This window comes from Streptomyces sp. NPDC047917 (assembly GCF_043204345.1).
GTDB lineage: Bacteria > Actinomycetota > Actinomycetes > Streptomycetales > Streptomycetaceae > Streptomyces > Streptomyces sanglieri.
On record NZ_JBIDCA010000015.1, the window covers coordinates 97,967 to 116,525 of the forward strand.

General features: G+C 72.3%; 18 protein-coding genes. 8 read left to right on the top strand and 10 right to left on the bottom strand.

Annotation, left to right across the window (positions count from 1 at the left end; translation table 11 throughout):
* Positions 1-67 precede the first annotated feature (67 nt).
* Both ACGF8B_RS33020 and ACGF8B_RS33025 read left to right on the top strand, forming a co-directional pair.
* Positions 68-1,417 carry an FAD-binding protein gene (locus ACGF8B_RS33020; protein ID WP_392745776.1) on the top strand — a complete coding sequence of 450 codons (1,350 nt, stop codon included), beginning with the start codon at positions 68-70 and terminating at the stop codon, positions 1,415-1,417.
* Positions 1,418-1,465: 48 nt separating this feature from the next.
* Positions 1,466-2,368: an SDR family NAD(P)-dependent oxidoreductase gene (locus tag ACGF8B_RS33025; protein ID WP_392745777.1), complete on the top strand. Its 903-nt coding sequence runs from the start codon at positions 1,466-1,468 to the stop codon at positions 2,366-2,368.
* 31 nt (positions 2,369-2,399) lie between these two features.
* Here the strand turns inward: ACGF8B_RS33025 and ACGF8B_RS33030 are convergent, their stop codons facing one another.
* Together ACGF8B_RS33030 and trpS are read right to left on the bottom strand one after the other, a co-directional pair.
* Positions 2,400-2,990 (bottom strand): 2'-5' RNA ligase family protein, encoded by a 591-nt coding sequence (locus tag ACGF8B_RS33030; protein WP_392745778.1) that lies wholly within the window; start codon positions 2,988-2,990, stop codon positions 2,400-2,402.
* Positions 2,991-3,103: 113 nt separating this feature from the next.
* Positions 3,104-4,117 carry a tryptophan--tRNA ligase gene (gene trpS / locus ACGF8B_RS33035; RefSeq protein ID WP_392745779.1) on the bottom strand — a complete coding sequence of 338 codons (1,014 nt, stop codon included), beginning with the start codon at positions 4,115-4,117 and terminating at the stop codon, positions 3,104-3,106.
* A gap of 239 nt (positions 4,118-4,356) precedes the next feature.
* On the opposite strand from trpS, the gene rocD reads away from it, so the two are divergent.
* Together rocD and ACGF8B_RS33045 are read left to right on the top strand one after the other, a co-directional pair.
* The gene (rocD, locus tag ACGF8B_RS33040) at positions 4,357-5,559 is read left to right on the top strand and encodes an ornithine--oxo-acid transaminase (protein WP_392745780.1); all 1,203 of its coding nucleotides are present in this window, start codon (positions 4,357-4,359) and stop codon (positions 5,557-5,559) included.
* Positions 5,560-5,671: 112 nt separating this feature from the next.
* Positions 5,672-6,514 (top strand): SMI1/KNR4 family protein, encoded by an 843-nt coding sequence (locus ACGF8B_RS33045; RefSeq protein ID WP_392745781.1) that lies wholly within the window; start codon positions 5,672-5,674, stop codon positions 6,512-6,514.
* Positions 6,515-6,589: 75 nt separating this feature from the next.
* Here the strand turns inward: ACGF8B_RS33045 and ACGF8B_RS33050 are convergent, their stop codons facing one another.
* Together ACGF8B_RS33050 and ACGF8B_RS33055 are read right to left on the bottom strand one after the other, a co-directional pair.
* The gene (locus ACGF8B_RS33050; protein WP_392745783.1) at positions 6,590-7,786 is read right to left on the bottom strand and encodes a glutathionylspermidine synthase family protein; all 1,197 of its coding nucleotides are present in this window, start codon (positions 7,784-7,786) and stop codon (positions 6,590-6,592) included.
* Positions 7,787-7,792: 6 nt separating this feature from the next.
* Positions 7,793-8,059 (bottom strand): hypothetical protein, encoded by a 267-nt coding sequence (locus ACGF8B_RS33055; protein ID WP_392745785.1) that lies wholly within the window; start codon positions 8,057-8,059, stop codon positions 7,793-7,795.
* A gap of 127 nt (positions 8,060-8,186) precedes the next feature.
* Between ACGF8B_RS33055 and ACGF8B_RS33060 the strand changes: the two genes are divergently transcribed.
* Positions 8,187-9,059, top strand: coding sequence for a hypothetical protein (locus tag ACGF8B_RS33060; RefSeq protein ID WP_392745939.1), 873 nt, complete (start codon positions 8,187-8,189; stop codon positions 9,057-9,059).
* A 78-nt stretch (positions 9,060-9,137) separates the two neighbouring features.
* Here ACGF8B_RS33060 and ACGF8B_RS33065 read toward each other — a convergent pair whose 3' ends face one another.
* Complete coding sequence (locus ACGF8B_RS33065) at positions 9,138-10,541, bottom strand: PLP-dependent aminotransferase family protein (protein ID WP_392745786.1); 1,404 nt, start codon at positions 10,539-10,541, stop codon at positions 9,138-9,140.
* Positions 10,542-10,588: 47 nt separating this feature from the next.
* Between ACGF8B_RS33065 and ACGF8B_RS33070 the strand changes: the two genes are divergently transcribed.
* Together ACGF8B_RS33070 and ACGF8B_RS33075 are read left to right on the top strand one after the other, a co-directional pair.
* Positions 10,589-11,104: a carboxymuconolactone decarboxylase family protein gene (locus tag ACGF8B_RS33070; protein ID WP_259928130.1), complete on the top strand. Its 516-nt coding sequence runs from the start codon at positions 10,589-10,591 to the stop codon at positions 11,102-11,104.
* 59 nt (positions 11,105-11,163) lie between these two features.
* Positions 11,164-11,898 (top strand): isocitrate lyase/phosphoenolpyruvate mutase family protein, encoded by a 735-nt coding sequence (locus ACGF8B_RS33075; protein WP_392745788.1) that lies wholly within the window; start codon positions 11,164-11,166, stop codon positions 11,896-11,898.
* Between the two features lie 86 nt (positions 11,899-11,984).
* Here ACGF8B_RS33075 and ACGF8B_RS33080 read toward each other — a convergent pair whose 3' ends face one another.
* From ACGF8B_RS33080 to ACGF8B_RS33100, 5 genes are all read right to left on the bottom strand, one after another.
* Entirely contained in the window at positions 11,985-13,361 is a 1,377-nt protein-coding gene (locus ACGF8B_RS33080; RefSeq protein ID WP_392745789.1) for a B12-binding domain-containing radical SAM protein, read from the bottom strand.
* A gap of 138 nt (positions 13,362-13,499) precedes the next feature.
* The gene (locus tag ACGF8B_RS33085) at positions 13,500-14,489 is read right to left on the bottom strand and encodes a malate dehydrogenase (protein WP_342281989.1); all 990 of its coding nucleotides are present in this window, start codon (positions 14,487-14,489) and stop codon (positions 13,500-13,502) included.
* A gap of 278 nt (positions 14,490-14,767) precedes the next feature.
* A complete protein-coding gene (locus ACGF8B_RS33090) occupies positions 14,768-15,376 on the bottom strand; it encodes a helix-turn-helix domain-containing protein (RefSeq protein WP_392745791.1) in 609 nt (202 codons plus the stop codon).
* Positions 15,377-15,864: 488 nt separating this feature from the next.
* A complete protein-coding gene (locus tag ACGF8B_RS33095) occupies positions 15,865-16,575 on the bottom strand; it encodes a DUF3017 domain-containing protein (protein WP_392745792.1) in 711 nt (236 codons plus the stop codon).
* Between the two features lie 29 nt (positions 16,576-16,604).
* Positions 16,605-17,468 (bottom strand): bifunctional methylenetetrahydrofolate dehydrogenase/methenyltetrahydrofolate cyclohydrolase, encoded by an 864-nt coding sequence (locus ACGF8B_RS33100; RefSeq protein WP_124716850.1) that lies wholly within the window; start codon positions 17,466-17,468, stop codon positions 16,605-16,607.
* Between the two features lie 224 nt (positions 17,469-17,692).
* Here ACGF8B_RS33100 and ACGF8B_RS33105 point away from each other — a divergent pair, with 224 nt between their 5' ends.
* Positions 17,693-18,457: an RDD family protein gene (locus ACGF8B_RS33105; RefSeq protein WP_392745794.1), complete on the top strand. Its 765-nt coding sequence runs from the start codon at positions 17,693-17,695 to the stop codon at positions 18,455-18,457.
* Positions 18,458-18,559 lie beyond the last annotated feature (102 nt).

Sequence of the window (18,559 nt, forward strand, 5' to 3'; positions counted from 1 at the left end):
CACCCATATCGGTGAGTGTTGTAACAAATACCTCGAAAGGGTTTTCCCGGGCGATACGGTCACCGTCATGTCTGTCGACACCGTGTCCCTGACCGGCTGGGGCCGCACCGCCCCGACGGCCGCCGTGCGTTTTTGCCCCCGTTCGTACGAGGAGGCGGCGGCGACGGTACGCGGCTGCGGACCCCGCGGCTCCATCGCCCGGGGCCTCGGCCGGGCGCACGGCGACGCGGCCCAGAACGCGGGCGGCTCCGTCCTCGACATGACCGCGCTCGACCGGATCCGCTCCGTGGACGCCGCCGCCGGGATCGTGGTCTGCGACGCCGGGGTCGGCCTGCACCGGCTGGCGGAGGTCCTGCTGCCGCTCGGCTGGTTCGTCCCGGTCATGCCCACGACCCGGTACGTCACCGTGGGCGGTGCGGTCGGCGCCGACATCCACGGTCACGACCAGCACGTCTCGGGCTCCTTCTCCCGGCACGTCCGGGAGCTGGAACTGCTGGGTGCCGAGGGCGAGATCCGCACCGTCCGCCCCGGCACCGCGCTCTTCGACGCGACCGCGGGCGGCCTCGGCCTGACGGGGGTGATCCTCTCGGTCACGCTCCGGTGCCACCGCGTCACCAGCTCATGGATGTCGGTCGACACCGAACGCACCGTCGACCTGGACGACCTGCTGGAACGGCTAGTCGCCGGGGATCACCGCTACCGCTACTCGGCCGCCTGGATCGATCTGCGCGCCCGCGGCCGGGCGACGGGGCGCTCCGTACTCACCCGGGGGGAGCATGTGCCCCGGTACGCACTACCGGCGCACGCCCGGCGCGCACCGCTCTCGTTCCGCCCGGGGCCGCTGGCGGCCGCCCCCGCCCTCGTGCCGGAGGCGCTGCTCGCCGGCGCACCGGCCGCCCTGCTCAACGAGGTGCGGTACCGCGGCGCGCCCAGGTACCGGATCGGTGAACTCCGGCGACTCGCCGCGTACTTCCGCCCCCTGGACGGCCTGCCGCACCGCGACCGGATCCCCGGGCGGGCCGGGTCCGTGCGGTACCAGTTCGCCGTCGGCCACGGCCGGGAGGAGACGCTGCGCCGGATCGTGCACCGGATCTCCCGGTGGCGCCGGCCGTCGGCGAACGCCGTGCTCAAACGGTTCGGCGCCGGGGATCCGGGCTGGCTGTCGTTCCCGATGCCCGGCTGGACGCTCGCCCTCGACCTGCCCGCCGCCCTGCCCGGGCTGGCCGGATTCCTGGACTCGCTGGACGAGGAGGTGGCGGCGGCCGGTGGCCGGGTCTGTCTGGCGAAGGACGCCCGGCTCCGGCCGGAGCTGCTGGCCGCGATGTATCCGAGGCTGGCCGAATTCCGTTCGCTCCGTGCCGAACTGGACCCGGCCGGGGCCTTCCGCTCGGACCTTTCGCGCCGTCTGTCGCTCTGACCACCACGCCCGCCCCGCCCTGCCTCCCACCCCACAAGGAGTGTTCCCGTGAAGGACGCCTTCGGAGCCCCGCAGTCCCTGCTCGTCCTCGGCGGCACGTCGGAGATCGCGCTGGCGACCGCCCGGCGGCTGATCGCCCTGCGGACCCGCACGGTCCGGCTGGCCGGGCGCCCCGGGCCCGCCCTCGACGCGGCCGCCGCCGAACTGCGCGCCCGCGGCGCCGACGTCCGCACGGTCGACTTCGACGCCCTGGACGCCGAGTCGCACCCGACCGTGCTCGGCAAGGTCTTCACCGAGGGCGACGTCGACATGGTGCTGCTGGCCTTCGGTATCACCGGCGACCAGGGCCGCGACGAGGAGGAACCGCTCGCCGCGGTCCGGGTCGCCCAGACCAACTACACCGGGGCCGTCTCCGCCGGGCTGGTGTGCGCCGGCGCACTCCAGGCGCAGGGGCACGGCTCGCTGGTGGTGCTCTCCTCGGTGGCGGGTGAACGCGTCCGCCGCGCCGACTTCATCTACGGGTCCAGCAAGGCGGGCCTGGACGCGTTCACGCAGGGGCTGGGGGACGCACTGCACGGGACCGGGGTGCATGTGATGGTCGTGCGCCCCGGCGTCGTACGCCCGGAGCCGGCTCCGGCAACGGCCCCGGAACCCGTCCCGGAAACGGTGCCTGCCGCGCGGGCCGCGTCGCCGTCGCCCGCGCCCGCCCGGGGCGGGGTTGCGCTGCTCGCGTCGGCCCGGTTCGCCTCGGCGCGGTCGGCCTCGGCCCGGTTCGCCTCGGCGCCGCTGGAGGCACCGTCCCTGACCACGACGCCGGACGCGGTCGCGGAGGCCATCGTGACGGGTCTGCGGCGGCGTTCGGAGACGGTGTGGGTGCCCGGGCCGCTGCGTGCGGTGATGTCGGCGTTGCGGCACGTGCCGCGCCCGCTGTTCCGGCGCCTGCCGCTCTGAGCCGTCGGCGACGGGGCGGTACGGGGGCCGCTCAGGGGTGCAGGGAGGGCTCGTCCACGGAGGAGCCGCCCTGCGCGGGCACGGCGGAGGCGCTGCCCCCGGCGCCGAACGGGAACTCGTTGATCTTGCGCCAGACGCTGTCCGGGCCCTGCTCGTACAGCGCGAAGGAACCGCAGGTCCAGGCCGCCTCGTAGTCGGCGAGCTCGGCGTACGCCCGGTCCATCGCCTCCTCGGCGATGTCGTGCGCCACGGTCACATGCGGGTGGTACGGGAACTGGAGCTCGCGGACCAGGGGCCCGGAGGCGTCCCGGACCCGCTTCTGCAGCCAGGTGCAGGCCGAGGCGCCCTCGACGACCTGGACGAAGACGACCGGCGAGAGGGGGCGGAAGGTCCCCGTGCCCGACAGCCGCATCGGGAAGGGGCGGCCGCCCGTCGCGATCTGGGCGAGGTGCGCCTCGATCGCGGGCAGGTCGGCCGCCTCGGCCTCGGTCGGCGGGAGAAGGGTGACGTGGGTGGGAATGCCGTACGCGGCAGGGTCCCCGAAGCTCGCGCGCCGCTCCTGGAGCAGGCTGCCGTAGGGCTCCGGGACCGCGATCGAAACGCCGAGCGTTACGGTCCCCACGTCGTCCTCCTCAATGCTCGATGGCCGATGGCCTGTTTTCGGCCATCCACCGGGTTCAGCTTCCCGTCGCCAGTGTGACGCCTGCGGCGGCAGAACCGCCAGGGTCCTTGGACTCAGTGCTTCGCGGGCAGAAGGCCCATCCGGTCGTAGGTCCGGGCCAGGGTCTCGGCCGCGACGGCACGGGCCTTCTCCGCGCCCTTGGCCAGGATCGAGTCCAGCGTCTCCGGGTCGCCCAGATATTCCTGCGTACGGGTCCGGAACGGTGTGACGAACTCGACCATGACCTCGGCGAGGTCGGTCTTGAGCGCACCGTAGCCCTTGCCCTCGTACTTCTGCTCCAGATCCGCGATACCGGTGCCCGTGAGTGTCGAGTAGATGCTCAGCAGATTGCTGACGCCGGGCTTCTCGGCCCGGTCGAAGCGGATCACCGTGTCGGTGTCGGTGACCGCGCTCTTCACCTTCTTGGCGGTGGTCTTCGGCTCGTCCAGAAGGTTGATCAGGCCCTTCGGGTTGGCCGCCGACTTGCTCATCTTCGCCGACGGGTCCTGGAGGTCGTAGATCTTCGCCGTCTCCTTGAGGATGTACGGGTCCGGCACGGTGAACGTGTCGCCGTAGCCGGCGTTGAACCGCTCGGCCAGATTGCGGGTCAGTTCGAGGTGCTGGCGCTGGTCCTCGCCGACCGGGACCTGGTCGGCCTGGTACAGCAGGATGTCGGCCACCATCAGCATCGGGTAGGTGAAGAGACCGACCGTGGTGCGGTCGGCGCCCTGCTTGGCGGACTTGTCCTTGAACTGCGTCATGCGCGAGGCCTCGCCGAAGCCGGTGAGGCAGTTCATGACCCAGCCGAGCTGCGCGTGCTCGGGGACGTGGCTCTGGACGAAGAGCGTGCAGCGCTCCGGGTCGAGACCTGCGGCGAGCAGCTGGGCGGCGGCGAGCCTGGTGTTGGCGCGCAGCTGCGCGGGGTCCTGCGGGACGGTGATCGCATGCAGGTCCACGACCATGTAGAAGGCGTCGTGGGAGTCCTGCAGCGCCACCCACTGGCGGACCGCGCCGAGGTAGTTGCCGAGGTGGAACGAGCCTGCGGTGGGCTGGATTCCGGAGAGCACACGGGGGCGTTCAGAGGCCATGGAACTCATTGTCTCAGGTACGGAGGGGAACTCCGGCAGCCGGTGGGGAACGTGCGCGGACCGCAGCGCGCGCCGTCGCGGACGAGACGTGGAACACGCTCCGGCCCGCTCGGAGTCACGGCGTGCGCCGGTGCCCGCCCGGCGGGCGCGCCGGGATTCGGAGGTTTCCTCGCCGCGGATCCGACCGACGATACAAAGTGGGCACCACCCCCGCCCGCCCCACGACGAACGGAGATCCCGTGTCGACCACGGAAACCGCCATCGCCTCCGCCGAGGCGCACAGCGCGCACAATTACCATCCGCTGCCCGTCGTGGTCGCCACGGCGGACGGGGCCTGGATGACCGACGTCGAGGGCCGCCGCTACCTCGACATGCTCGCCGGCTACTCGGCGCTCAACTTCGGACACGGCAACCGGCGCCTGATCGACGCGGCCAAGGCGCAGCTGGAGCGGGTGACGCTCACCTCACGCGCTTTCCACCACGACCGGTTCGCCGACTTCTGTACGCAGCTCGCCGAGCTGTGCGGCATGGAGTCGGTGCTGCCGATGAACACCGGGGCGGAGGCCGTGGAGACCGCGGTGAAGACGGCCCGCAAGTGGGGGTACCGGGTGAAGGGCGTCCCGGACGGCATGGCGAAGATCATCGTCGCCGCGAACAACTTCCACGGCCGGACGACCACGATCATCAGTTTCTCCACGGACCCGGAGGCGCGGGAGGACTTCGGCCCGTACACGCCGGGCTTCGAGATCGTGCCGTACGGGGATCTCACCGCGCTCCGGGAGGCGATGACCGAGAACACCGTGGCGGTGCTGATGGAGCCGATCCAGGGCGAGGCCGGGGTGCTGGTGCCGCCGCCCGGCTACCTCCCCGGGGTGCGCGCGCTCACCCGCGAGCGGAACGTGCTGTTCATCGCGGACGAGATCCAGTCGGGTCTGGGCCGGACCGGCCGGACCTTCGCCTGTGAGCACGAGGGCGTGGTGCCGGACATGTATGTGCTCGGCAAGGCGCTGGGCGGCGGTGTGGTGCCGGTGTCGGCGGTGGTCTCGTCGCAGGACGTGCTCGGGGTGTTCCGGCCCGGTGAGCACGGTTCGACGTTCGGCGGCAATCCGCTCGCCTGCGCGGTGGCGCTGGAGGTCGTCACGATGCTGCGCACCGGCGAGTACCAGCAGCGGGCGGCCGAGCTGGGCGAGCACCTGCACCAGGAGCTCGGGCTGCTGGTGGGCGGTGCGGTGCAGGAGGTGCGCGGCCGCGGACTGTGGGCGGGGGTGGACATCGCCCCGGACCGCGGCACCGGCCGGCAGATCTCCGAGAAGCTGATGGACCGCGGGGTGCTGGTCAAGGACACCCATGGCTCGACGATCCGGATCGCGCCGCCCCTGGTGATCAGCAAGGAGGACCTGGACTGGGGCCTCGAACAGCTCCGGGCGGTGCTGCGCGGCTGAGCCCGGGCGATGCTGCGCAGCTGAGCTCCGGGCGATGCTGCGCGGCCGAGCTCCGGGCGGCCGGGGCGGGCCGGATCCCGTCCGGCCGGCCCGCCCTGGCAGACTCCGCACCGTGAGACCCGACCTGACACAGCTGCGTGACCTGATCGAGGAGTCACCGGGGTTCGGCCTCGGCCCCGGGGGCGGCGTGCCGCAGGCCCTGATCCACGAGGCCGAGGCGCGCGTCGGGCCGCTGCCGCCGTCGTACCGGTGGTGGCTGGCGGAGTACGGCCACGGACGGGCCGGGGGCGCGGACATCGCCACGGTGGCGCCCGGCGGGTCCGGTGAGTCGGGCCGGCCCGTCGAGCCAGGCCGGTCCGGTGGATCCGGAGAGTCCGGCGACGACCCGGCCGACGGTCCGGCCGACGAGATGTACGAGGCAGTCACCGCGGGCTGGCGGCTCGACGGCGAGCGGCTCTGCTTCGCCGTCGAGCCGGACTGCGGCGACCAGTTCCGCTTCGCCCTGGACCGGGCGGCCGAGGACGGGGAGTACCCGGTGCTCGGGCGGGACGGCACGGACGGGTGCGAGTACCCGGTCGCGGAGTCCTTCGCCGGGTTCCTGACCGTCCGGGCGGCGCTGTCGCGCGGTCTGCGGGACGGCCCCAATCCGGCGGTCGCCCGGCTGTGGCGGTCGACGCCCGGTGTGCTGCTCGACAACGGCGTGCACGTCTACGGCCCGCACCTGATCCAGGAACGCAACGAGACCTTCGAGGTACCCCGGTACGCGCCCGCCTGGGTGCTGGTCGGGGACGACAGCGGCGGCGACGGGCTCTTCATGCGCCGCCACGGCCGCGACCGCACCACCCTGTACCGGCTGGGCCTGGGCGCGGCGGGCGAGGACATCGGGACGGCGGGCGAGCCGGTCACGGACGATCTGCTCGGCTGGCTGCGCACGGGCGGGCCGCTGCCCGGCTGAGGACAGCCCTCAGAGGATGACGTGCGGCAGGAAACGGGCGCATCAGAGGATGACGTGCGGCAGGAAACGGGCGCATCAGAGGATGACGTGCGGCAGGAAGCGGGCGTACTCGTCCGTGACCGGGCCGGCCGATTCGCGGATGCCGAGCCCGGCCGCCCGGTCCTCGACGACCCAGGCGCCCAGCACCACGCGGTTGCCGTCGAAGTCCGGCAGCGGTGCCAGCTCCTGGTAGCAGCACGGCTCGTCCCGCAGCACCACGGGGCTCCCCGGCTCGTGGATCGTGACGCCGTCGCCCTCGCGGCCGAGCAGCGGTTTGGCCACATGGCCGCGGCCGCCGTCGCGCGGATCCGCCGCGAGTTCGCGGGGGCCGTCGAGGTAGGAGGGCAGCAGGTTCGGGTGGCCCGGGTAGAGCTCCCAGAGGATCGCCAGCAGCGCCTTGTTGGACAGCAGCATCTTCCAGGCGGGCTCGATCCAGCAGGTGGTGCCGGTACCGCCGCCGTTGTCGAGGGTGTCGAGCACATGCGGTCCGAACCGGTCGGTCGCCAGCCACTCCCACGGATACAGCTTGAAGCAGCTCCGGATGAACCGGAGCCGGTCGTCGACGAACCGCCCGCTCAGCCGGTCCCAGCCGATCTGCTCGACGGAGAGCGCCTCCGTCCCGATGCCGGCCTGTTCCGCGGTCTCGCGCAGATACGCGACCGTCATCAGGTCCTCGCCCAGCTCGTCTCCGTCGGAGTGCGCGAAGTGCAGCGGCCCCGGCGGCAGCAGGGGTGCCTGGCGCCTCCAGGCCGCGACGAGCCGTTCGTGCAGCGAGTTCCACTGGTCGGCGCCCGGGAAGCGGTCCTCCATCCAGAACCACTGGGCGCTCGCGGCCTCCACCAGGGAGGTGGGCGTGTCCGCGTTGTACTCCAGCATCTTCGCCGGGCCTGTGCCGTCGTAACACAGGTCGAACCGGCCGTACAGGGAGGGCAGTTCGGCCCGCCGCTGCCAGGACTGGGCGATCAGGCCGGTCAGCCTCCGGTCGGTGATGCCGAGTTCGGCGAAGCGGTCCCGCTCCACGATGTGCGCGGCCGCGGCCAGACACATGGTGTGCAGTTCCTCGACGACGTCCTCCAGCGCCTCGACCTCGGGCAGCGAGAAGACGTAGTGGGCGCTCTCGTCCCAGTACGGGCGCAGCGATCCGTCCGGGTAGCGGGTGAGCGGGAAGACGATGCCCTGTTCCTCCACCGTCCGCTGCCAGTCGGGGCGGGGTTCCATGGTGCGGCGTTCCATGCCGGTTCAGCCGCCGCCGGTGCCCGAGCAGCCGAAACCGCCGCGATCGACCGCGGACTTGTCGAAACTGCCGCCCTCCACCTTGCCGTTCTTGCTGCTGCCGCCGTAGTAGTACGAGCCCTTGCCGCTCCTGCACTCGTAACTCGGCAGCTTGTCGCGGGTCAGCGGGTCGGCACACCGCTTGTCCGGCTCCGAACCGCAGGACGTGATCATCGCCGCGAGCACCCCCATGCCGCCGAGCACGACCGTGCTCGACCTCAGCCTGCGCGCCATGTTTCCGACTCCCCCGTGCGTACGAATCAAGCCAATGCGACCATCCGTCAGGTTAGATGCCCGCCGACGACGGCGGGAAGCGGGTGCACCGGGCGTCCACAAGTAGAGTCGCTTCGTGGTCTTCGGGATGATCTGCGCGCTCGGCGCCGCCGTCTGTTTCGGCACCGCCTCGGTCCTCCAGGCCGTCGCCGCACGGGCCGCCGCCGAGCCGGGGTCGGACGCGGGGGTCGATCCGGCGCTGCTGCTGCGCGCCCTGCGCCAGTGGCGGTACGTCGCCGGGCTCGCCCTGGACGGCTGCGGTTTCGTCCTCCAGATCGTCGCCCTGCGTTCCCTGCCGATCTACGCGGTCGGCGCCGCGCTGGCCGCGAGCCTCGCGGTGACGGCGGTGGTCGCCGCGCGGCTGCTCGGGGTGCGGCTGAGCGGCGTCGAGTGGGGCGCGGTCGGCGTCGTCTGCGCGGGCCTCGGCATGCTGGGACTGGCCTCCGGCGGCGAGGGCCACGGGACCGGTTCGGCCGCCCTGGCCTGGTCGATGCTGGGGATCGCGCTGGGCGTCCTGCTGATCGGCGCGGTGGCCGGCCGCCTCCCGGAGCGGCCGCGGGCGCTCGTGCTGGGGCTCGGTGCGGGCTGCGGCTTCGGGGTGGTGGAGGTCACCGTCCGGCTGATCGACGACGTGTCCCCGGCCGCGCTGCTCGCCGACCCGGCCGCGTACGCGCTGCTGCTGGGCGGCGGTTCGGCGTTCCTGCTGCTCACCTCGGCGCTGCAACGCGGTTCGGTGACGACGGCGACGGCCGGCATGGTGCTCGGCGAGACGATCGGCCCGGCGCTGGTGGGCGTGGTCTGGCTCGGCGACCGGACCCGCGAGGGCCTGGAGTGGGTGGCGGTCGCCGGCTTCGTGGTCGCGGTGGCGGGCGCCCTGGCCCTGGCCCGCTTCGGCGAGGCCCCGGCGGACACCCGGGGGCCGGCGGACGACGCGGCCGAGCGGGACCACTGCGAGAAGTGACCCGCACGGGGCGCCCGGAGGTCCGGCCCGCGCCGGATGCCCGGCGTCGGAGGGGGGACCTCCGGCGGCCCGGGGTTCTCAGGGCAGCACCCGGCAGAGCGCGTCCAGCGCGCCCGACCAGGCGCTGTCGGTGGGGGTCCCGTAGCCGATGACCAGCGCGTCGCGGCCCGGGGCGGCGTCCGGGTGCCGGAAGCGGGAGATCCCCTCCAGGGCCAGGCCCTGCCAGGCCGCCGCCCGGAGCACCGACGGCTCGGTGCCCTCGGGCAGTTCGAGCACGGCGTGCAGCCCGGCCGCGATGCCGCTGACCCGGACGCCCGGGGCCCGTTCCGCCAGGGCCGCGACGAGCTGGTCGCGGCGGTGCCGGTAGCGCAGCCGCATCGAGCGAACATGCCGGTCGTACGCGCCCGACTCGATGAACTCCGCGAGCGTCAGCTGGTCCAGCGCGCTCGACGACCAGTCGCTCATCCCCTTGGCCTCGGACACCTCGCCCACCAGTGAATCCGGCAGCACCATCCACCCCAGGCGCAGCCCGGGTGCCAGCGATTTGCTCGTCGTGCCCAGGTGCACCACGCGTTCGGGGTCCAGGCCCTGGAGCGCGCCGACCGGCTGCCGGTCGTAGCGGAACTCTCCGTCGTAGTCGTCCTCCAGGATCAGCCCGCCCGTGCCGCGCGCCCAGTCCACGGCCGCGGCCCGCCGGTCGGGGTGGAGCGGCACACCCGTCGGGAACTGGTGCGCGGGCGTCATCAGGACCGCGCCCACGCCCCGCAGGGCGGCCAGCTCGCCGGTCCGCGCGCCGAGTCCGTCGACCGGCAGACAGGGCAGCCGCAGCCCGGCGTCCGCGAGCAGGTTCCGGTGGATGTCCAGCCCGTACGACTCGACGGCCACCTCCCGCACCCGCCGCTTGCGCAGCACCGGCCCCATCAGTTTCAGCGCGTGCACGAAACCGGCGCAGATCATGATCCGCTCCGGGTCCGCGTACACGCCGCGGGCCCGTGCCAGATAGCCGGCGAGCACGGTGCGCAGCTCGATGCGCCCGCGCGGATCGCCGTACCCGAAGGCGTCGTTGGGTGCGGTGGACAGGGCGCGACGGGACGCCTTGAGCCAGTCGGCCCGCGGGAACGTCGAGAGGTCGGGCGACCCGCCCAGCAGATTGTGGGCCGGCCGGGACGGTGCCGCGCGGGCCCGTACGGTCCGGCCGGCCGGCGGGCGCGGCTCGGCCCGCTGCGCCACCCTGGTACCCGAGCCCTGCCGGGCGGTGAGCCACCCCTCGGCGACCAGTTCGGCGTAGGCGTCGGCGACGGTGTTCCGGGCGATGCCCAGGTCGGCGGCGAGGCCGCGGGAGGACGGCAGCCGGGTGCCGGGCGCCAGCCGCCCCGTCCGTACGGCCTCGCGCAGCGCGTCCATGAGTCCGGCCCGCAGTCCTGCCGCACCGGTCGTCTCAAGATGCAGGTCGGCACCGAAAGTGGCCCATGAATCCGTCATGGAAATGGACCATACCGGGGTGCCATCCGCCGCGTACTGTCGTACCCATGACGACGAACGAGCACAGCCACCCGACCTCCGAGCTCAACTCCGAGCACACCCCCCGCCTGCAGAACTGGGCCGGGCTCGCCCCCGATGTCTACAAGGCGATGGTCCGGCTGGACGCGGCCTCCCGTAAGGGCCTCGACCCGGTCATCGGGGAGCTGGTGAAGATCCGCGCCTCGCAGCTGAACCACTGCGCGTTCTGCCTCGACATGCACACCAAGGACGCGCTCGCCGCCGGTGAGTCCGTCCAGCGGATCGTCCAGCTCAGCGCCTGGGAGGAGTCGCAGCACTTCTACACGCCCAAGGAGATCGCGGCCATCGAGCTGACCGAGGCCGTGACGGTGCTGACCGACGGTTTCGTGCCGGACGAGGTGTGGGAGAAGGCAGCGAAGCACTTCGACGAGACGGAGCTCGCCCATCTCGTCGCCGCGATCACGACGATCAACGCCTGGAACCGCTTCGCCGTGACCACCCGCATGGTCCCCGGCCACTACCAGCCGGGCCAGATCAAGCACTGACCCGCCCGCAGGCCCGCACCACGCACCGCCACTCCCCGACACCCGCACAGGAGCCCCGCGTGACCGCATCCGTCCTCCGCGCCCTGCACCACGACCGCACCCCCGGCGACCCGCTGGTGGTCCCCGGACCGTGGGACGCGGGGAGCGCACGGGTCTTCGTCGAGGCGGGTTTCCCGGCGCTCGCCACACCGAGCGCCGGGGTCGCGGCCTCCCTCGGCTACGAGGACGGGGCGACGCCCGCCGACGAGATGTTCGCCGCCGTGGCCAGGATCGCGCGGGCCGTCCCGGCCTCCGTGCCCGTATCGGCGGACATCGAGGCGGGTTACGGAATGGCCCCGGCGGAGCTGGTGGAGCGGCTCCTCGAAACCGGGGCCGTCGGCTGCAACCTGGAGGACTCGGTGGACGGCGTCCTCATGGACGCCGAGTGGCAGGCGGACCGGCTCGCCCGGGTGCGGGCGGCCGCGGGCGACGCGCTCTTCGTCAACGCCCGCGTCGACACCTACGTCCGGGGCGTGCCCGAGGGCACGGACCTGGAGACGGAGACCGTCCGGCGCGCGCTGCTGTACGTGGCGGCGGGCGCGGACTGCGTCTACCCGATCATGGCGCCGCCCGAGGCGCTGCCAGCGCTGGCAGCCGCCGTCCCGGCCCCGCTCAACACCTTCGCCCGCCCGGACGGGCCGTCCCCGCGCCGGCTGGGCGAGCTGGGCGCGACCCGGATCACCTTCGGTCCCGGGCTCCAGCGCCGGGCGATGGCGGCGGTACGGGAGATCGCGGACGGGCTGCGGAAAGGCTGAGCGACAAGGGCCGGGTGGGAGGGCCCGAGCGACAGGCCGGGCGACGGGGCCCGGGTGACCAAGGCCGGGCGATGGGGCCCGAGCACTCAGGCGCTCCGGCCGCCGAAGGCCGCCAGGGTCCGTTCCAGCATCGGCATCGCCCGCACCACCCGGCGGGAGCGGATCAGGACGTCCCAGGCGGGTTCGAACTTCTTCCAGCCGCCCGAGTACGCCAGGTGCCTGAGCCGTTCGTGGGTGCCGGGCTGGGCGCCGGCGCCGCGCCAGATGTTGGACCAGCGGTAGAAGTCGCGGTACGCGCGCCAGTACCCGTCCTCCAGCTGGCGCGGCGTCATGCCCTTCGGACGGTGGACGACATGACGGGTGTCGTAGAGGTCCCAGTCCCGGTGGACGATCCGGTCCTCGGCCTCCATCTGCTTCCACAGCCCGGTGGACGGATACGGCGTCATGATGTGGAAGGTGGCCGTCTCGATGCCCTGCTCGACGGCCCATTCCACCGTACGGTCGAAGACGTCCGGGCCGTCGTGGTCGAGCCCGAAGACGAAGCTGGCGTTGACCATGACGCCGGCGTCGTGGAGCCGGCGGACGGCGGCCGCGTAGTCCTTGCCGATGTTCTGGTCCTTGCGGCGTTCGGCGAGGTTCGCGCTGTTGACGGTCTCGAAGCCGACGAACAGGCTGCGCAGCCCCGCCGCCACGGCACGCTCCAGCAGATCCGGCTGGAGCACGGACTTCACCGTGCCGGCGGCCTGCCAGAGCCGCCCCATGCCGGCCATCCCGTCGAAGAGCGCCTCGGCGAAGCGCCGGTTGCCGAGCAGATGGTCGTCCAGGAAGTACAGGTGCCTGCCGGGCAGCCGCTCGATCTCGGCGAGCGCGTCGTCCACCGCCTGGGTGTAGAAGGACTTCCCGCCCTCGAAGAAGGCGTCCTTATAGCAGAAGTCGCAGTGGTGCGGACAGCCGCGCGAGACCACGATCGAGTTCGGTACGAGATACAGCTGCCGCTTGATCAGGTCGCGCCGCACCGGCGGCAGCCCGGCCAGGGTGCGCAGCTTCGAGTCGTACCGGCGGCCCGGCGCCCCGGCGCGGAACTCCTTGAGGAACAGCGGCCAGGTGTCCTCGCCCGGCCCGGTGAAGACCGTGTCGGCGTGGGCGGCGGCCTCGTCCGGGAGCGAGGTCACATGGAGGCCGCCCATGGCGACGTGGACGCCCCGGGCCCGGAAGTGGTCGGCGATCTCGTAACCGCGCCGGGCGGAGGTGATGTAGGGCTGGACGACCAGGAGATCGGGGCTGTCGAGCGCCTCGATGTCCACCCGCTCGACGTGTTCGTCCAGGAGCGTCACCTCGTCGTCCGGGTCGAGGTATCCGGCGAGGGTCGCCAGGCCGAGCGGCGGGAAGAGCGAGTACTTGATGGGGCGGAACAGCGGGCTGGTCGCCTCGGTCAGTGCCGGAAGAATCATCGTCACGCGCATGACAGCGCAGACTCGGGAACGGGTGCGGTCAGTTCCCGGCCGCCGCCGCCGCGACATGCCGCAGCCGTCCGGACATGCCGCCGCCCCCGGCAGCGGTGCGGCCGGGGGCGGCGGTGTACGCCTCGGAGGGCGTACGGATCAGATCAGGCCGAGCTCGCGAACCGCGTCGCGCTCCTCGGTGAGCTCCTTCACCGACGCGTCGATGCGCGCACGGGAGAACTCGTTGATGTCCAGGCCCTGGACGATCTCGTACTTGCCGTCCTTCGTGGTGACCGGGAAGGACGAGATGATGCCCTCGGGCACGCCGTAGGAACCGTCCGACGGGATGCCCATGGAGGTCCAGTCGCCCGCGGCGGTGCCGTTGACCCAGGTGTGCACGTGGTCGATGGCGGCGTTGGCGGCCGAGGCGGCGGAGGACGCGCCACGGGCCTCGATGATCGCGGCGCCGCGCTTGGCGACGGTCGGGATGAAGGTGTCGGCCAGCCACGCCTCGTCGTTGACGAGCTCGGCGGCGTTCTTGCCGGCGATCTCCGCGTGGAAGATGTCGGGGTACTGGGTCGCCGAGTGGTTGCCCCAGATCGTCAGCTTCTTGATGTCGGAGACGGCGGCACCGGTCTTGGCGGCCAGCTGCGAGATCGCGCGGTTGTGGTCGAGGCGGGTCATCGCGGTGAAGCGCTCGGCCGGAACGTCCGGGGCGGCGGCCTGCGCGATGAGCGCGTTGGTGTTGGCCGGGTTGCCGACGACGAGGACCTTGATGTCGTCCGCGGCGTTGTCGTTGATGGCCTTGCCCTGCGGCTTGAAGATGCCACCGTTGGCGGAGAGCAGGTCGCCGCGCTCCATGCCCTTCGTACGCGGGCGGGCGCCGACCAGCAGCGCGACGTTGGCACCGTCGAACGCCTTGTTGGCGTCGTCGGTGATCTCGATGCCGCGCAGCAGCGGGAAGGCGCAGTCGTCGAGCTCCATCGCGGTGCCCTCGGCGGCCTTCAGACCCTGCGGGATCTCCAGGAGACGCAGGTTGACCGGCACGTCCGGGCCGAGCAGGTGGCCGGAGGCGATGCGGAAGAGCAGCGCGTAGCCGATCTGGCCGGCTGCGCCGGTCACGGTGACATTCACGGGAGTGCGGGTCATGGCGATCTCCGTTAGACAGCTGGCGGTGGGGGTCCCTGCCCCTGGTGCTGGACATCCCTGATCTGAATCTTGATGTGAAGAGATATCCAGCGATCAGGCTATCCGACCCGGAACCCCCCGGCGGCCCTGCCCCCTGTGGCACCGCACACAACCCGTCACACAGCGCTCACCCGGCCGAATCCCGGGTCACCCGGGAGACGGCCTTCCGGTGGCGGCCCGACGGTGCCCCGGCGGCGCCCCGGCCGTGCCCCGGTGAGGGCTCCCGTACCGACCCACCGTCAGTGCCCCGGTCCGGTCAGCAGCACCACCGCGGCCAGCACCAGCAGTGCGCCGACCACGGCCGCCAGGAGCACGGCCTGCCGTCTCCGACGGCCGGTGGAACGGAGGGAGACAGCCGGGTCACCGGCCGGTATCCCCTCGCCGCCGGTACCGCCTGTGCCACCCGCACCGCCCGTGCCACCCGCACCGCCTGTGCCACCCGCACCGCCCGTGCCACCCGCACCGTCCGTGCCACCCGCACTGCCTGTGCCACTCGCGCCGTCGGTGCGAACCGCGGCAGCCGCGTCACTCGCGCCCGGGATCCTGACGCTCAGCACCGTCATGTCCTGACGCGGCTCGGAACGGCTCCACGCCCGCTCCGCCAGCTCCCACATGGTCGTCAGGTGCGCCTGGCTGGTGCCCGTCGCTTCGGCGAGCGCGACGACCGCTCCCTTCGGCGCGAGCAGCCGCCCGCTGAGATACCGCTCCCACGAGGTCCTGCTGTAGCCCGTGCGGTCGGCCACCGCGGCGATGCTCAGCCCCCTGCGGTCGACGAGTCTGCGCAACTGGCCGGCGAACTCCCTGACCTGCGGATCGAGTTCGTCCGACAGCGCCTTCCAACGAGGCATCGCTCCCCCTAGCCCGGGTCCGGTGATTCTTCCGTTCCGGACTACCCAGGAGCGGGCGCGAACGCGGGGCGACAGGTCATTGGTACGGGGCGCACAGGGGTGTTCGGAGCCCTGCGCTCCGCTGCCTCGCGCCCCCGCTCCCCGCCCCTGCTCCTGTCCGGGCCCCGGCACTCCGTTGCCGGACGATCACACGGTGGCGGAATGGTCACTTCCGTGCCACAGGCGACAGGCATCCCTTGAACGGCCTCACCCCGTCGACCAGGCTGAAGTCCGGACGGGGCAAGGCCGCTCAAGTCACCGCATTCCGGGGCGCTCTGCGTTCCGGCGGGCCCCGTCGCCGGTGTCCGTCCCTCCTCGGGGGAGGGGACGGGCACCGTTTTCCTTCGTGAGGCGCCTTCCTTCGTGAGGCGCCTTCCTGCGCGAGGCGCCGCCGCCCCAGCGAGCCGACCCAGCAGGCCGGCTCAGCGAGCGGGCTCAGCAGCGCCGGCTCAGCGGATGGTGAAGTGGACCGCCTGTTCCAGGAACGGAATGTCCAGCCACGGCTTGGGCTGCGCCACCAGCGCGAGCATCACGATGAGGAAGCCGAGCAGCCCGTAGGTCACCAGGTCGGTGAAGCGGGAACGTACCGCCAGCATGCCCACCGAGGGCACCACCAGCCGCAGCACGGCGCCACCGATGAGGGCCGCACCGATCAGCATCGTGCCCACCCGGAACGCCTCGGCGAACGGGTCGACGGCCACGATCAGCAGCCCGATCCCGGCCGTGCAGAGCACGGCGAGCAGCGGCCACTGGCGGGCCGGGGCAGGCGCGTCCCCGGACGCGGCCCTGCCCCCGCCCTCGGGGCGCGCGGTGTCCCGGGTGAGCGACGGGAAGCGCCGCGACGGGCGTGGGGCCGCGCCCGCACCGCCGTCGCCCGCCCCTTCAGCAACGTCACCTTCACGGGCGTCACCTTCACGAGCATCGCCGTCGCGGGTGTCGCCGCCACCGGCGTCGGCATCGCTGGCGCCGGCATCACGTGCGTCGCCGTCGCCGTCGCCCGCGCCGCCGTCGCCCGCGCCGCCGTCACGGTTCGCGGTCCGATCCGGTGCGGTCGCGTCCGCCGCCTTCTCACCCGTACCGGGCTCGTCCGCCCGGGACGACGCCGCAGGCGTGCCGTCCGCATCGGCGGACGGGTCGGCCGGACTCGTACCAGCACCCATGGGGTTCCCTCCGGATCGGGTCGGCCGGCTCAGACGGCCGCGGCCGCGTTGCGCTCGGCCGCCTCGACCACGTTGACGAGGAGCTGGGCTCGGGTCATCGGGCCGACACCGCCCGGGTTCGGGGAGAGCCAGGCGGCGACCTCGGCCACGCCCGGGTGGACGTCCCCGACGATCTTGCCGTTCTCGTCCCGGCTGACGCCGACGTCGAGCACGGCGGCGCCCGGCTTCACGTCCTCGGGCTTGATGATGTGGGGCACCCCGGCCGCGGCGACGATGATGTCGGCCTGCTTGAGCTGGGCGGAGAGGTCACGCGTACCGGTGTGGCACTGCGTGACGGTGGCGTTCTCGGACTTACGTGTCAGCAGCAGCGGGATGGAGCGGCCGATGGTGACACCGCGGCCGACGACGACGACGTGCGCCCCGTTGATCTCCACGCCGTGGTGGCGGAGCAGCTGGACGACACCCTGCGGGGTGCAGGGCAGCGGCCCGGTCTCGTTCAGCACGAGGCGGCCGAGGTTCATCGGGTGGAGGCCGTCGGCGTCCTTGGCCGGGTCCATCAGCTCCAGGACGCGGTTGGTGTCGATCCCCTTGGGCAGGGGCAGCTGCACGATGTAACCCGTGCACTCGGGGTTGGCGTTGAGCTCCCGTACGACGTCCTCGATCTCCTCCTGGGTGGCGGTGTCGGGGAGTTCGCGCTGGATGGAGGCGATGCCCACCTGCGCGCAGTCGCGGTGCTTGCCGTTCACGTACCACCGGCTGCCCGGGTCGTCCCCGACGAGCAGGGTTCCCAGGCCAGGGGTGATGCCCTGTGCCTTGAGGGCCGCCACGCGGACGGTGAGATCGGACTTGATCGCGGCTGCGGTGGCCTTGCCATCGAGAATCTGGGCAGTCATGTCTCCATACTCGCGGATGACCCCGCCCGCATACCAATTCAGGCCGTGGGCGATGGCGCGATGTTGCACTTGCGCAACAACCAACGTCACGGCTGGACAAACTTACATTCCGCTTATAACGATTATGGCCGCAGTGCCGCAGAAGTACCGGGGGGCGGACCACTGACTCTTCTTTCCTCCGTGCGGCCGCATCGTCCCCGCACGCACGTTGGAGGAACGCCCAGATGAGTTTCGGCGACCCGAACCCCAATCCGAACAACCCGTACGGCCAGCAGCCGGGCCAGCCGCCGCAGGGCCAGCCCGGTTACGGCTACCCGCAGCAGGGCCAGCCCCCGCAGGGCCAGCCGGGCTACGGCTACCCGCAGCAGGGTCAGCCGGCGCCGGGTCAGCCGGGTTACGGCTACCCGCCCCAGCAGCCGGGCGGCACCCTCCAGGCCAACAACGGCTACATAAACGTGGCGGGTCTCGGCACCGTCGAACTCGCCACGATGGGGCGTCGCCTGGGCGCGCGTGCGCTGGACGGCGTCGCGTACGGCATCCTCTACGCGATCTTCTCGGCGATCGGCGTCGCGAGCCTGGTGGGCGCCTCGAAGTCCATCGACGACTGCAGCGGCAGCACGTACGGCACCGAGGCCTACAACCAGTGCATGAACGACGCGGCCAACGCCAGCGTCGGCATCCTCGCGGGCTTCTTCGGCTTCATCGCCGTGTTCGCGCTGATCGCGCTGCTCTACGAGTGGCTGATGGTCTCCATCTGGGGCGCCACGCTCGGCAAGATGGTCCTCAACGTCAAGGTCGTCAAGGAGAGCACCGGTCAGGCCCCCGGTCTGGGTGCGGGCTTCATCCGCTGGATCATCCCGATGGTCGGCTCGCTCTTCTGCGGTCTCGGCACGCTGCTGGTCTACCTCTCCCCCTTCTTCGACAACTCGGGCAAGCTCCAGGGCTGGCACGACCGCGCGGGCAGCACCATCGTCATCAAGACGAAGTGAGCACGCTGACGGTGTAACCACCCTCACCGCATCGCGAAGGCCGCCAATCCCCTGCTCATTCCAGGGAGTTGGCGGCCTTCCGTCCTACCCGGGCGGCCCGGG